Raw genomic sequence first — 15,307 nt, 5'->3', positions numbered from 1 at the left:
AAATGAACGAAAGGAAAAACATAAAAAGGTTTTTAAAAATATTGTTAAAAAACAGTAAAGGCATTATGCTTATATACTTTATCATAATGCTCTCCATATCTGTATTGGGTCTTTTTCAGCCTCAGCTGATAAAGAGAATCCTTGACGATGCCATAAAGGGGAGCAATATTAAATTATTGATAAAACTTGCAATATTATACGGTTTAATAAGCCTCATAACAGCCATGCTCAATATAATACTGCAGTATATGTATTCCAAGATGCAGAAAAAAGTCTCAATCAATTTGAAGATGAATATCCTAAAACATATATCAAAACTATCGGGAAATTATTTTACAAACATAAAAACTGGGAATATACTCAGCACCATAGAAAACGACATATACACCATAGAAAGCTTCGGAGTCGACGTATTATTCTCATTAATAATAGACATTTTCACAGCCGTCATGGCTTTATTCTTTCTAATAAAAATGGAATCGAGCCTGCTGATTTTAGTTGTATTACTTCAATTCATTCTGATGTTCAGCCAATTTAAATTCAACAAGATCATATCGGAAAGAATAAGTGAAATAAGAAACAAAGCAGGAAACATATCAAACATAATAGAAGAATACATATCGAACATAATGAACGTAGTAATAACAAAATCCGTATTTAAATTCTTTAAAAACTATATACACAAAGAAAAAAGCATCATAAAAAAATTCGTAAAACTTGACGTCATAATTTCCTGCAATTCCTCATGGGGAAGATTTCTGGGCAGCTTAATAACAATATTAATCTATGGATACGGGGGATATAAAATAATAAACAAAGAGATGACCTTCGGTGAACTCATTGCATTTCAGCAATATGTAGGAATGTTCATAGGACCTTGCATGGAAATAATAAACGCAAACACCAAAATACAGAGAACTTCAGTCTCAATTAACCGAGTATTTAATATAATGGACGAACCAATAACCATAAAACAAGACAATAAAGGTAAAAGATGTACCGATGCCTTCAAAGGAAATATCTCATTCAACGAAGTCAGCTTTTCTTATAATAAAGGCAATAAAATCTTGGATAAGATAAATTTAAAATTTGAAAACGGAAAAGCGACAGCATTGGTAGGAGCAAGTGGATGTGGGAAAACAACAATAATCGAACTTTTGTACAGACCTTGGGATACAGACGAAGGGAACATAATAATAGACGGAATACCATTAAAAGAATACAATTTGAAAAGTATAAGAAAAGAGATCTCAATAGTAACCCAAGATCTTTTATTATTCGACGATACAATCATAAACAATTTAACCTTAGAAAAAAATAAAGATAGGAACTATGTAGAAGATTTATGTAAAAAAGCGGGGATCTATGATTTCATCTTAAATCTTCCCCAAGGATTTGACACAATAGTAGGAGAAAGAGGAGTAAAACTGTCAGGAGGACAAAAACAAAGAATAGCCATAGTAAGAGCCATATTGAGTAATTCAAAAATAATAATATTTGATGAAGCAACCTCAGCCTTAGACAACATATCTCAGAAAGAAATATCCGAAAACATGAAAGAATTTTTAAAAGATAAAACAGTCATAGAAATAGCTCACAGGTTATCCTCAATAAAAGATGCAGATGTCATATATGTAATACATAAAGGAAAAGCAGTGGAAAAATGGAACTTTGAAGAATTGGTAGAAAAGAAGGGATATTATTACAGATTTTTGAAGGAACAAAGTATGGATTCAGATGCAGATTCTATTGCATAAATTTTATAATATAAATGCTTCTATTATACAAAAATAAAGCTCCAACAATACTTAGCCCATGGGATCAAGTAGGACCATTGTTTTAAAGATAGGGACAAAATAGGCTTTCGTTGAGAAAATTCAACAACAAAGAAAGCCTATTTTTTTATCTTATGCAATATATTATTTTAAATTTAATGAAAAAAGGTCATGTATTTTAAGTCCTAAATGGAATACAAGTCTGGTTTCAGAACTATCCATATCCAAACCTGTAATTTCTTCAACTTTTTTAAGCCTTTGATATAATGTGTTTCTATGGATGAATAGTTTGTCAGATGTTTCAGAAAAATTGCAATTGTGTTTAATCAGTACTTGAACGGTTTCAAATAATTGAGTGTTGTTTTCTCTATCATATGCATATATTTTTCCTATTCCATTGTTATATAGTCTTTCAAGTATAGGATTGCTAGGATATTTATATAAAAGATGATATATTATCAAATCATCATAAGCATAAATACTTTTCCCATTTTTAAATATTTTAGCACCTATTTTCAAACTAAAAATTACATCTTCATAGGCTAAATTCAAATCATCTAAGGTATCATAAGCCCTACTTAATCCGATAGAAAATTTATATTCAGGCATTTGAAATTCCAATGTATTTAAAAGAGTATTGTATTTTTGAAGTAGTTTTTCATTGGGAATATCATGTTTTATTCTTATAAATACAATAGAGGAAGTATTTGTTATAGCATGGTCATCATAAAAACTAGCTTTGGCAATATTTAAAGTTTCATTTATAATATTTGCAGGTATTTTTTCTGATTCCAATGGATCTGAATGCCTTATTTTTAAAGGTCTTATGTTGATTATCCATACAAATCTTTTTAAATTATATTCTATATTGAAAAATTTGGCTTCTTTTTCAACAATATTTTTATCAGAATACAATCCGTACAATATACCTCTTACAAATTCTTCTTTGGACTTGTTGTATATAAGCTCCTTTTCATGATAAGTCATCAAAGATATAATTATAAAAGGTATAGCTTCATTGGAAATTTTGATATTGTATTCACTGTCACTTATCTTGTCAATTTCTTCCACTATGCAAAGATATCCTAAATCTCTATCATAAGTTTCTAATGGATATATTGTATAGATTTCATCACTACCATTATATACAATTGGATTAAGGGTAGATAAAGTGTTTGATTCATTGTCTTTGATTAAAGTCGACATAGTATCTGTAAGTATTTTTTTCTCTTCATCCAAAGGATTGGCATCGGCAAAATCAATTATTTCTCCATTGGTTGATAATAGCAGTACAAGACCATTTATATAATGTGTGAGTATATTAAGAATGTTGTTTGTAGAGAAATAATTCGTGTTTTTTAAACTAATAAGATTATTCTTAAATTGATTGACTAAGAAACTATTTATGTCTTTTGTATATTTAAGAGTAGAGATGATATCCTCATAAGTGTTGTTTGCTGGTATTTTAATGACTGGGAAATTGACTTCATAGAGTTTAATTATTTGTTGGAAGTGTTTAATAATTTCATCACTTATGCTATTGTTAGATACAAATCCCAATAAACCAATTTTTTGTTCTTTGAGTACATTTAAAATAGTGACAAGATTTATCTTTTCCTTAACAATAATATCAGGAGAAACTATAACAAAATCCCCTTTTTTAAATTGGGAGTTCTCATAAGGAATATCCATTATTCTAATATTTTTAATGCTGTTATTTAAATATTCATTTCCAGAAACAATTTCCAAGTCACTAAAATTTTTGCCAAGATCAAATAGTTCTTGAATTTTCATTGAGAGATCACCCCTATATTTAGAATGTTTTTACTAGTATACTTCATTAAATTAATATATGCAAGTGCGTATAACATTAGAGTTTTCCCATTTTTAGAAAATTTAATGAGTAAAAATTTTTTTAAAAATACAAGTAAAGATGTTGTAAGGATAAATTAAATGATATAATTGTTTTATAAAATATTGAATATATTTATAACTATTTTGTTTATATAAAGGAGGCGGAAATATGAAAGTTTTTTTGAGTGCAGATATTGAGGGCACTACCGGTATTACCCATTGGGATGAGACAACAAAGAGCAAACAAGACTATGAGTATTTTGCACAGCAGATGACAAGAGAAGTAGAAGCTGCTTGCAGGGGAGCCTTAAAGGCAGGAGCAGAAGAAATTTGGGTCAAAGATGCCCATGAGTCAGGAAGAAATATAAATCCAGCAAAATTGCCTGAAAATGTAAAGCTCATAAGGGGTTGGAGTGGACATCCATTTTCAATGGTTCAAGAATTGGATGAATCCTTTGATGCATTGATGTACACAGGATATCATTCTTGTGCTAGCTCAAATTTTAATCCTCTTGCCCATACTATGAACAGTTCTACTATTGACTATATAAAATTGAATGGAACTATTTGTAGCGAGTTTTTATTGCATTCCTATATAGCAGCTTATTTAGGAATTCCTGTTGCATTTTTAAGTGGAGACAAGGGACTTTGCGAAGAAGTAAATAATTTAAATGAGAATATAGTTACAGTAGCAGTAAATGAAGGAATTGGAGATTCAACTGTAAGTATTCATCCAGAATTAGCTACAAAACTCATCAAAGAAGGAGTAGAAAAGGCACTAAAGGGAGATTTAAATAAGTGCAAGATAGAATTACCTGATGAATTTGAACTTGAAATTAGATATACAGCTCATACCATGGCTTTTAGAAATTCGTTTTATCCAGGAGCAGTGCAAACTTCACCCAAGACCATAGTCATAAAAACTATAGATTATTTTGATGTGTTGAGAGCAGTATTATTTTTGACTTAATACTTGTTTAGGGGGACGAAATATATTATAATATCTCTGAATATATGTGTGAGGAGAATTGCTGTTGAAAATGGAAATAGATAAAAATGAAAATAAGATAATAAGAAAAAAGATACTTTCAATGATTCTACCAGTGACTGCGGAAAATATTTTGCAGATGATGGCAGGGTTTATCTCCATGGCTATGATAGGAAGAATAGATGCTATAGCTATAGGTTCTCTTGGAATAAGCAATAGAATCACCCAAATAGTATGGGCTCTTTTTAAGGGAATAGCTACTGGAGCTTCAGTATTTGTAGCTCAAGCTTATGGAGCCAATGACAATGAAAAATTGAGGAAAGTAGCTCAACAAACTATTATGTCATCAGTTATACTGGTTCTTGTTCTCCAGCAGATACTTTTTTGGAATGCATCTTATTTTTTAAAAATTTTTAATCCAAGTCCTTCTTTGCTCCAAAATGGTACAATTCATTTAAGAACAGTTTCCTGGGGGCTTCCATTTTTGACTATAGTTCTAATCGTGGCTGGAATACTTCAAGGAATGGGAAATGCTAAAACTCCTATGAAAATTGCATTGATAATGAATTTTCTAAATGTATTATTTGGCTATACCTTTATATTTGGACATTTCGGATTAAAACCTATGGGAATTCAAGGGGCTGCTCTTGCTACTGTATTATCACAGGCTATTGCAGCTATTCTTGGACTTTGGGTTTTATATAGCAAGGATGGGGTTCTTTCCAATTCCCTTGGAACAAATTCTTTTAAATTAGATAGAAAAGAAGTGTTTTCTATATATAAAGTTGGAATGCCAACATCACTTGAGTCTATATTTTGGCAATTGGCAGCTATTATTATCACTAAAGTCATTCTTTCCTATGGAGAAGTGGCTTTTGCTGCTTATCAACTTGGACTTCAGGCAGAGTCTATTTCCTATATGCCAGCGGCAGGATTTGGCGTAGCTGCCACTACTTTTATAGGTCAGTCCTTAGGTTCTGGAAACAGAGAAATGGGCAAAAAATATCTAAAACAACTGACTATAGGAACTTTTATAATAACTATATTTACAGGTGGAGCCCTTATCTTTTTCCCAAGACAAATCATGAGGATTTTGACAAAGGATGAGGAAGTTATAAAAATAGGAATCCAGTATTTATTTATCATGGGATTTGCTCAAATTCCTCAAAATATTGCTGGGGTACTAAATGGAGCATTGAGGGGTGCAGGATATACCAAAGTTCCTATGATTGTAGCAGGAATAGGACTTTGGTGTATTAGAATTCCATTTTCACTACTCATGGCTTATTATTTCAAAAAGGATATATTGGCACTATGGATAATAATAGCTATAGATATGACTTCAAGACTTATAACAAGCTATGGAATATACAAATCAAAAGATATATACAGTGGAGAGTTATTGATAGAGGAGCATTAGCTTCTCTTTTTGTTTTCAAACAAAGACATATTATGGTATACTAAATTTAAGAACAAAAAAGGAGGTTTTTTTATGAGTATTTTAATTAAAAATGTAACTTTATTGCCAATGGGAGCTAAAAAAGAGCCAATTGAAGATACAAATATTTATATAGAAGGAGATAAAATTCAATATATAGGAGAACTTAAGGAAGAGTTAAAAGTTGATAGGGTTATAGATGGAAAAAATAAAGTAGCTATGCCTGGCCTTGTAAATGCTCATACTCATATATCCATGTCTCTTTTGAGAAATTATGCAGATGATGTACCTCTTTATGAGTGGCTTACACAAAAGATATGGCCAGTAGAGGCAAATCTTACAGAAGAAGATGTATATTGGGGAGCAATGCTTAGTATTGCTGAGATGATTCAATCTGGAATTACTTGTTTTTCAGATATGTATTTTTTCATGGAGGAAGTGGGAAAGGCAGCGGAAGAAACAGGAATTAGAGGGGTACTTTCAAGAGGAACTATAGAAGAAGAAAGCGAAGCACTCAATAAAGAAAAATTGGATTATACAAAAAATCTATATAAAAATTGGAACGGAAAAGCTGATGGAAGAATAAAGGTCATGGTTGCACCTCATGCACCATATACTTGTAGCCCAGCTTATTTAGAAAAAATCATAGATTTAGCCAAAGAACTAGGAGCAGGAATACATATTCATCTTTCTGAAACTAAAAAAGAAGTTGAAGATAGCTTTGAACAATACAAAAAATCGCCAATAAAACATGTATATGATTTGGGACTATTTGAAATTCCAACTTTGGCTGCTCATTGTGTTCATGTATCTGATGAGGATATTGAAATACTAAGTGCAAATGGTGTAAGTGTTGTAAACAATCCAGGTAGCAATTTAAAACTTGCTAGTGGTTTTGCTCCTGTAGAAAAGATGATAAATAGAGGAGTCAATGTAGCATTGGGTACTGATGGTTCTTCAAGCAACAACAATTTGAATATGTTTGAAGAAATGAATTTGGCAGCTGTCATAAACAAAGCTGTAAATGAAAGTGCTGTATCTATACCAGCTATTACAGCTATAGAAATGGCTACATCAAATGGAGCTAAGGCTCTTAATTGGGAAGATGAAATTGGATCTATAGAGGTTGGGAAAAAAGCTGATTTGATTCTTGTTGATATGAATAAACCTCATCTTTATCCAAGACACAATGTAGTTTCAGCTCTTGCATATTCTTGTCAAGCTTCAGATGTAGAAACAGTAATAGTAGATGGCAAAGTTTTAATGGAGAAATATGAATTAAAGACTATTGATATAGAAAAAGTAATGTACAATGCAGAAAAAGCTGCTCATAGTTTAGTCAATAGATAATTTAAAACTTTGAGGGAAGGTGAGATGATGGAAAAAGCTATAATTGGCGGAACTGGAGTTTATGATGTAGGAGAGGAAAGCTACACAAAAAAGGTTTCTACTGAATATGGAGAAGTAGAAATTGAATTAGTGAAAATAGATGGAGAAGAAATAGCTTTTCTACCTCGTCATGGCAAAGGTCATTCAGTTCCTCCGCATTTAATCAATTATAGAGCCAATATGATGGCACTAAAAAATATTGGAGTAAAATATATTTATGCAACAGTAGCAGTAGGCTCTATGAATGAAAAATATACTCCAGGAGATATAGTTGTCATAACGGACTTCATGGATTTTACAAAGGCAAGACCTATTACATTTTATGAAGGTGGGGAGAAGGGAGTCATTCATACAGATATGACAAATCCCTATTGTGAAAATTTAAGAGAAGTTTTTTATAGAGTTGCCAATAGAGAAAATGTTGAGATAAAAGGCGAAGGGACTTATGTATGCACCGAAGGACCTAGATTTGAAACTGCAAGTGAAATAAATATGTATAAAATCCTTGGCGGAGATGTAGTTGGAATGACCAATGTTCCAGAAGTGATACTTGCAAAGGAATTGGGAATGTGCTATGCAGCTGTAGGAATCATAAGCAATTGGTGTACAGGAGTAGAGCCTAGTGGAACAACCATTCATGATATACAAGGAGCTATGAAAGGAAAAAAAGAGATAGTGACTAAATTGTTCATAAGTGCATTTATGAAAAATTTAGATCAAGATCATTGTACATGTAAAAATTCCCTTATAAAATTGTAGGAGGTTTGAAATGACAGTTAAATATGAAAAAGAGAGAAGAGAAGTTATAAATACTGGAATAGACATGGCTAAAACTAATTTAGTTGTAGGAACTTGGGGAAATATAAGCAGAAGAATAGATGACAATCTGATAGCTATCACTCCAAGCGGAATGGACTATTATTCACTGGAACCAGAAGATATAGTAGTACTTAATATGGATGGAGAATTGGTAGATGGAAATAGAAAACCTTCTATTGAGTACAATCTACATTTGGAAGTGTACAAAAATAGAAGTGATGTGGGAGCTGTTGTTCACACTCATAGTACTTTTTGCACAGCTTTTGCTATAGCTAGAAAAGGAATACCAGGAACTGCAGAAGATTTAGTTCAAATAGTAGGCGGAGATGTGAAAGTAAGTGAATATGCTCTTCCAGGAGGAATAGAACTTGCTCACAATGCAGTGAAAGCCTTAGGGGACAGAAATGCAGTTATTTTAGCTAATCATGGAGCATTGTCAGCAGGTAGAGATTTAAAAGAAGCATTGAAGATTTCTTTGATACTAGAAAAGACAGCAGAAGCTACAATATATGCTCAAATACTTGGTGGAGCAGTTTCTCTTTCTCAAAGTGATGTGGATTTCATGAGAGACTTTTATTTAAATAAATACGGTCAGAGATAAAAGAGGCACACAAGGGGACGGTTCTCCTGTGTTAATTAACACAGGAGAACCGTCCCCTTGTGTTTATAAGAACCTCTTAAGATTATTTGAATATTATATATTAGATAACTTAGGAGGTGATTTTTTATGGATTATGGATATTATGACTATGGATATTATATTGGGCTTGTAAAAAGGCTTGAAGAGTATATTCAAGATGAACTTCAAGATAGTGCTTATTATAAAGAGTTGGCTAAACTAGCTCCAACAGATTTTTCAAAAGAAATAATTCTTGGATTTAGCCAAGATGAAGCAATGCATGCAGAAAATTTTCAAAGAACCTATTATATGATAACAGGAAGATATTATATGCCAGGACCAATAGAACCAATAGTTATTTCTGACTATGAAGATGCTTTAAAACAACGTGTACTGGCAGAAACAAGAGATTATAAAAAATATGGAGAAGAATATCTTATGGCTCCAAATAAATATTTAAAAGATTTATTTTTTAATACAAGAACGGTAGAGGCTCAACATGCCATGAGAATTTCCATACTATTTGAAGAAGACTAATAGCAATGTATCCCTTCTTCAAAATTTATAGTGAAACTTATACTTGTAGAAGGATTAAGTGTTATAGTTAGGGTGGCTGATTTTTCTTCACTTCTTGTGGCTTGATCGAAAGATAAACTAAAAGGTATATTCATTTTTATCAATAAATTTATAGCAGCGTTCAGCTGCTCTATTTTTATGAAGTCATTGTCAATTATTTTTTGGAAAATAGATGTAGACAAAATATTTAAAATATCTTCATTTATCATTTTCTAGCCTCCCAACAATATCTACAATATTATATGTTAAAGATAAGGCCGGGGTTCAGACCAAACCATCCTCTTGTGTCATTGTGTTATGCATAAGAATTTTTCTTGTTGTGCTTGTCCCTCATGAAGAAGAATATACTTGCTATAAATCTCAAGATTCCTATAATCACTAATGCAACTTTTATACTGGTTGCATCTTTTATTGCAATGCCAAGTATTGGAGCTATGGCAGATATTATGGCTATAAAAGTATTGTACACGGCTATATATATAGTCCTATTTTTCTTTGGTGTTACTTCTAACAATATATTAAAAAGTATCAAATTAGTGCCTGCTACAGAAATGCCTACAATTACATTGAATATTACTAATTGTTTTATAGAATTGGATAGTGCATACAATATAGGAGTTATTCCCATACCCATTATGGCAATACTTAAAGCTAGACTATTTCCTTTTTTGTCAGCAAATTTTGCCCATTTTGTATATGCTATAATAGATGAAATACTGCTGGCTATGGAAAGGGCACTAAGCCAAATTTCATTGGCTTTCAGAACCTTTATAGAATATATGCTAAATAGTGGCTGAGCGCCCATCCATCCTATGTGAAAGAAAATAGAGCAAAGAGAAAAAAGAATAAAATCTTTTTCTTTTGGTATGTTTTTCAAAGTTTCCTTTAGACAGTCTATATAATGCTTATCTTTGCTTTTCTTTTTCTTCATTCCTCTAAATTTAAAGTAGGATACAACTTCTCCCATAGATACAAGAAATGCTATGGCAAAAAATATTTGATACAAATGAATAGCATCTTCATTTGTTTTAGGAACTCTTGTGAGGAGTTCTCCAGATAAAAAGGTAACCATCATGCCAAATATGGTAGCATACCTATTTCTAAGGCCCATGGCCCTTCCTCTGTCTTCAGGAAAAAATATATCCCCTATACTGGATTGAAAACCCATAGTCCCAATGGAACCAGGCAAATTCATAAGTCCTATTAGCATTACAAATAAAGTGGCTTGGTTTACGCCTTTAAAAAATGGGACACAGGCCAATAGTATATAAAAAAGTTTATGAATAGTCATGATGGAGCCAGTAATTTTTTTCTTATCTTTATAGCTTTCTATGAGAATAGCTCCAGGAATAAATGCAAATATACTTACGAAATGAGGCAAGCTGGTTAAGTAAGCAATTTCATAGTCTGTAGCACCCAATCTCTCAGCAAACTTTGCAAAATAAGGATTGACTAAATTTAATGCTATAGTAGCTAAAATCCCATTTACAATATTAACATTTATATTATAATTAACTAATTTATCTCTAAAAGAATAATATTCTCTTTTCATATAATCATCCTTTGAAGTAAAATTTAGAGTCATCAAATATTATATATCAACAGATGAATTATTTCTATATTGGAGATAAAGAGCATTATTTCAATATTAGAACAAATTCAAACAAATAGCCCTAAAATCTTATTTAAAATAGATTATAAAATATAGTATAATCTAAATAAGGGAGGTTGGAAAAATGTTTTCAAAAGATATAGATTTAGATGAGAATATAATTCTTAAAAATAAAATTCCCATATTAATAGAAGACGAAAATTGGATAAAATTATTTTCTGATGTAGATGATAAATATATAATAAATCATAAAGAAGAATTGGAAGAGCTTTTAAAAGAACAAAAAAAAATTGAAAATGAAATTTCTAGTTTGCAAAAAGAAAAATTGAAATGTATGAAGATGATATTGGGAATATCCGATGCTGTAAACAATGAGGAAAAAGTAGAATCGGTATCTCTACTAGATGAATATAGTGGGAAAATATACGAAATAAATGATAAATTAGATGATTTAACTTTTCAGTTGGAAACCATACCCAAACAAATAAGAGAAGCAAATTATGAACTTTTGAAGGCTACAGTCAAATATGGTTATAGGGAATTAAAAATAAAGGAAAAGAAGCTAGAAGAAACTACAGAAGAACTTGAAGAACTTAAAGAAAGATTAAAAGAACTTATAAATGAAAAACATGATTATGAAGAATGGGTAAGTGGTACATATACTTTTTTACATGGAATGCTTGGGAGCAAAGAAATGGAGAAGTTAGACAAGCAAATACTAGATTAGAAAGGAGAATATATGAAAATCAAGATATTTTTTCTAGTACTTCTTGTAATTGGAGTGTTAGAAATATTTTTTAATTTTTTTTCATCAATTATATATAATAAAATCTTAAAAAAGAAAAATACTGAAATAAGTGAAAAATTGGATACAGGAATAAAATTGTTTTTTGTAGCTATATTTTTTATAGGGCTTATTTATTTTTTGGTACAATTTGTACAAGTGATGGCAAGACTATTTGGAATTTCCTTAGACAAAGGAATTCTAGACATTTTTAAATAGAAGGGAAAGAGCATATGATTCAAGGTATAGGAGTAGATATTGTTCAAGTAGAAAGAATAGAAAAAATTTTAAATAAGAGCAAAGAAGGCTTTTTAAATAAGGTTTTTACAACTAAAGAAATTGAATATATAAGATATAAAAATGAAAATCATAGGACAATCGGAGGAATGTTTGCCTCGAAAGAGGCAGTAAGCAAAGTATTTGGGACAGGTATAGGAAAGGTAGGTTTAAAGGAAATAGAAATTGACCATGATGAATTTGACAAGCCAATTGTGAACTTTAATGGAAAGGCTTTGGAACTTATGAAGAAAAAAGGGATAGAAAATATACATTTATCTATAAGTCACGAAAAAGAATATGCTGTAGCTGTAGCTGTTGGAGAAGGGAAAATTCATTTTAAATGTGACGAAAAAATAAAAGCATTACTTCCTAAAAGAGAAAAAAATAGTCATAAAGGAACTTATGGAAGAATAGGAATAATTGCAGGAAGTTCTGGTATGACAGGGGCACCTTGTCTAGCCAGTCAAGCAGCTTTAAGAAGTGGAAGTGGACTTGTTTACACCATAGTTCCTAAATCCTTAGCTTCTATTGTATCCATAAAACTTACAGAAGCTATAGTTGTACCTGTTGAAGATTGTGAGAAAGGCTATTTTTCGCTAGAATCCATAGAAGAATTGATGGGAATCATTGAGAATTTAGATGCAGTTGGATTAGGACCTGGTTTGGGAGTGAATTTTGAAACGAATAGAGTAGTGGAAGAAATACTTAAAGGAACGGAAAAACCAATTGTACTGGATGCAGATGGATTAAATTGCATTTCTCAAAATCCAAATATTCTTGTGAATAGAAAAAATACTATTATTACACCTCATCCAGGAGAACTATCAAGGCTTGTTGACATAAATACAGGTGAAATACAGAAAAATAGAGAAAAATACTGCAAAGAAACTTCTCAAAAGTATAATATAATTACAGTTTTAAAAGGTTCAAATACACTGGTATCTACAGAAAGTGGAGAAATTTACATGAATTGTACAGGAAATCCTGGAATGGCAACGGCAGGAAGTGGAGATGTATTGACAGGTATGATAACTAGCTTTATAGGCCAAGGTATTGAAGTTTTAAATTCAGCTATTTTAGGAGTATATTGTCACGGATTAGCTGGAGATTTGGCAGAAATGGAAAAAGGTGAATATGGTTTAATTGCCAGAGATATAATAGAATATATTCCACAGGCTATTAAAACTCTTCAAGTATTTTAAAAAAGGTTGGGATATTTTAATGAAAAAAATATTGGTTGGTTTGGTATTAGTTGTTTCCATACTAATGACTTCTTGCAATAGACCAACTGATGAAATTGTTTTAGATGATATGAACAAAACCCTAAAAGATTTTAAAAACTATGAAGGTATATCAACCATAGTAGTTAAGAGCAACAAGGGACAATCAAAATATAAATATAAAGAAACTTTTATAAAACCAGATAAAATTAAATTAGAAATTATTGAGCCAAAAGAAAGTTTTGGGTGTATAATTATATATGATGGCTCTCAAATTTTTTTAAAACATCCCAATATAAGTCAAACCATTTCTATGAAAAGCATAAACTCACTCAACAAGGATTTTTTTATAGGTAACTTTTTCATGAACTTAAGTCTTTTAGAAGAACCTGAATTTCAAACAGAAAAAATAGGCAGGGAAGAGTACATAATATTTAGTATTGACATACCAGCTCAAAACAAGTATAGATGGAGTGAAAAAGCTTGGATAAATAAAAAAGATTTTACTCCATATAAGTTGGAAATTTTAAATAAAGAGGGGGAAGTAAATACTGAGATTTTTTATGAACAGTTCAATTATGATGTCTTGTTAGATACTGACATATAAGGGGGCAAACTGAAATTGAAGGGTTTAGAAGATATTCGACCAGCATGGGCTGAAATAGATTTAGATAATTTAGCTCACAATATGAGAGAAGTGAGAAGAATTGTCAGAGAGGATATATCAGTCATGGCTGTTGTCAAAGCCAATGCATATGGTCATGGTTCCATTGAAACTTCTAAAGTTTTTCTTAAAAATGGGGCTTGCTATTTAGCGGTAGCCACATTAGGAGAAGCAATAGAGTTGAGGAGAGCTGGTATTAATGCACCAATACTTATATTAGGATATATCAAAAATTCACAATATCATATAGCGGTAGAAGAAGATATAACTGAAACTATTTACAATATGGAAAGTGCAAAATTCTTATCAGATGCAGCTGTAAAATTAAAAAGAAAAGCTAAAGTCCATATAAAAATTGATTCAGGCATGGGAAGAATAGGGTTTAGGCCAGATGAAAAGTCTATTGAAGAAATAGTAAATATAGCTAAACTTCCAAATCTTGAAGTTGAAGGGATATTTACTCATTTTGCAAAAGCAGACGAATTAGATAAAACTTTTACAATAGAGCAATATGAAAAATTTCAATGGACTATAAAAGAATTGGGAAATAAAGGCTTAAACATTCCCATTAAACATGCTTCAAACAGTGCTGCTATTATTGATTTGCCAGAATACAATTTAAATATGGTGAGGGGCGGTATAATGCTTTATGGTCTCTACCCATCTGACGAAGTAATTAAAGAGAAAGTAAAGTTAAAACCTGCCATGACATTAAAAGCCGAAATATCAAATATTAAAGTAGTTCCAAAGGGAACTGGAATCAGTTATGGCCAAATATTTGTTACAGAAAGAGAAAGTAAAATAGCTACTATCCCTATAGGATATGCAGATGGATTTACAAGACTTTTAACTTCAAAATCTGAAGTGGCAATAAAAGGGCAAAGAGCACCTGTAGTAGGTAAAATATGTATGGATCAGTCTATGATTGATGTGACAGATGTAGAAAATGTTCATATAGGAGATGAAGTAATTTTATTTGGAGATGGAAGTTTTGGTTCTCCTCACATTGACGAAGTAGCTAAAACATTAGGTACCATAAGTTATGAAGTATTGTGCATGGTTGGAAGAAGAGTTCCTAGAGTTTACGTAAAAGATAAAGAAATTGTAAAAATTGTAGATTATTTGTTAGACTAATAAAAACTTGTATAATATATTCGAATTGTTGACACAATTATAGTTAATAAATATAATTGATTTGGTACTATTAAATATTGGGGTCATAAATTTTGTTTTTTAAATATATTTTCAGAACACATTTGGAGGCTTATCTTTTGTTTGGTTGTGGGGGGA

The 15,307-nt window shown here is 31.1% G+C and carries 15 protein-coding genes; 12 read left to right on the top strand and 3 right to left on the bottom strand.

Annotated features, from left to right (window positions below):
- Window positions 1-2 precede the first annotated feature (2 nt).
- Window positions 3-1,757, top strand: coding sequence for an ABC transporter ATP-binding protein (locus BUA21_RS10280; RefSeq protein WP_072744744.1), 1,755 nt, complete (start codon window positions 3-5; stop codon window positions 1,755-1,757).
- Between the two features lie 162 nt (window positions 1,758-1,919).
- On the opposite strand, the gene BUA21_RS10275 is transcribed toward BUA21_RS10280, so the two are convergent.
- On the bottom strand, window positions 1,920-3,569 hold the full coding sequence (locus BUA21_RS10275) for a helix-turn-helix domain-containing protein (protein WP_072744743.1): 1,650 nt from the start codon (window positions 3,567-3,569) through the stop codon (window positions 1,920-1,922).
- A 229-nt stretch (window positions 3,570-3,798) separates the two neighbouring features.
- Here BUA21_RS10275 and BUA21_RS10270 point away from each other — a divergent pair, with 229 nt between their 5' ends.
- From BUA21_RS10270 to BUA21_RS10245, 6 genes are all read left to right on the top strand, one after another.
- Window positions 3,799-4,599, top strand: coding sequence for a M55 family metallopeptidase (locus tag BUA21_RS10270; RefSeq protein WP_072744742.1), 801 nt, complete (start codon window positions 3,799-3,801; stop codon window positions 4,597-4,599).
- A 70-nt stretch (window positions 4,600-4,669) separates the two neighbouring features.
- The gene (locus BUA21_RS10265; protein WP_072744776.1) at window positions 4,670-6,037 is read left to right on the top strand and encodes an MATE family efflux transporter; all 1,368 of its coding nucleotides are present in this window, start codon (window positions 4,670-4,672) and stop codon (window positions 6,035-6,037) included.
- Between the two features lie 72 nt (window positions 6,038-6,109).
- Window positions 6,110-7,405: an amidohydrolase gene (locus tag BUA21_RS10260; RefSeq protein WP_072744741.1), complete on the top strand. Its 1,296-nt coding sequence runs from the start codon at window positions 6,110-6,112 to the stop codon at window positions 7,403-7,405.
- A gap of 27 nt (window positions 7,406-7,432) precedes the next feature.
- Window positions 7,433-8,203, top strand: a complete 771-nt coding sequence (locus BUA21_RS10255; protein WP_072744740.1) for an S-methyl-5'-thioinosine phosphorylase — start codon at window positions 7,433-7,435, stop codon at window positions 8,201-8,203.
- Between the two features lie 10 nt (window positions 8,204-8,213).
- The gene (locus tag BUA21_RS10250; protein ID WP_072744739.1) at window positions 8,214-8,864 is read left to right on the top strand and encodes a class II aldolase/adducin family protein; all 651 of its coding nucleotides are present in this window, start codon (window positions 8,214-8,216) and stop codon (window positions 8,862-8,864) included.
- A 126-nt stretch (window positions 8,865-8,990) separates the two neighbouring features.
- Entirely contained in the window at window positions 8,991-9,419 is a 429-nt protein-coding gene (locus tag BUA21_RS10245) for a ferritin-like domain-containing protein (protein WP_072744738.1), read from the top strand.
- Here BUA21_RS10245 and BUA21_RS10240 read toward each other — a convergent pair.
- Window positions 9,416-9,667 (bottom strand): hypothetical protein, encoded by a 252-nt coding sequence (locus BUA21_RS10240; protein ID WP_072744737.1) that lies wholly within the window; start codon window positions 9,665-9,667, stop codon window positions 9,416-9,418. The two genes, BUA21_RS10245 and BUA21_RS10240, sit on opposite strands and share 4 nt — an antisense overlap.
- A gap of 86 nt (window positions 9,668-9,753) precedes the next feature.
- Complete coding sequence (locus tag BUA21_RS10235; protein ID WP_072744736.1) at window positions 9,754-11,010, bottom strand: MFS transporter; 1,257 nt, start codon at window positions 11,008-11,010, stop codon at window positions 9,754-9,756.
- A 184-nt stretch (window positions 11,011-11,194) separates the two neighbouring features.
- Between BUA21_RS10235 and BUA21_RS10230 the strand changes: the two genes are divergently transcribed.
- The 5 genes from BUA21_RS10230 to alr are packed head-to-tail and all read left to right on the top strand — an operon-like array spanning window position 11,195 to window position 15,151.
- Window positions 11,195-11,797 carry a hypothetical protein gene (locus BUA21_RS10230; protein WP_072744735.1) on the top strand — a complete coding sequence of 201 codons (603 nt, stop codon included), beginning with the start codon at window positions 11,195-11,197 and terminating at the stop codon, window positions 11,795-11,797.
- A 12-nt stretch (window positions 11,798-11,809) separates the two neighbouring features.
- Complete coding sequence (locus BUA21_RS10225; protein ID WP_072744734.1) at window positions 11,810-12,073, top strand: hypothetical protein; 264 nt, start codon at window positions 11,810-11,812, stop codon at window positions 12,071-12,073.
- 14 nt (window positions 12,074-12,087) lie between these two features.
- Window positions 12,088-13,335 (top strand): NAD(P)H-hydrate dehydratase, encoded by a 1,248-nt coding sequence (locus BUA21_RS10220; protein WP_072744733.1) that lies wholly within the window; start codon window positions 12,088-12,090, stop codon window positions 13,333-13,335.
- Between the two features lie 19 nt (window positions 13,336-13,354).
- A complete protein-coding gene (locus BUA21_RS10215) occupies window positions 13,355-13,960 on the top strand; it encodes a LolA family protein (RefSeq protein ID WP_072744732.1) in 606 nt (201 codons plus the stop codon).
- 15 nt (window positions 13,961-13,975) lie between these two features.
- On the top strand, window positions 13,976-15,151 hold the full coding sequence (gene alr, locus BUA21_RS10210; protein WP_084604245.1) for an alanine racemase: 1,176 nt from the start codon (window positions 13,976-13,978) through the stop codon (window positions 15,149-15,151).
- Window positions 15,152-15,307: the final 156 nt, after the last annotated feature.

Source organism: Sporanaerobacter acetigenes DSM 13106 (assembly GCF_900130025.1).
Taxonomy (GTDB): domain Bacteria; phylum Bacillota; class Clostridia; order Tissierellales; family Sporanaerobacteraceae; genus Sporanaerobacter; species Sporanaerobacter acetigenes.
The sequence above is the reverse complement of the archived record's forward strand: the minus strand, read 5'-3'. Positions and strand labels throughout refer to the sequence as shown.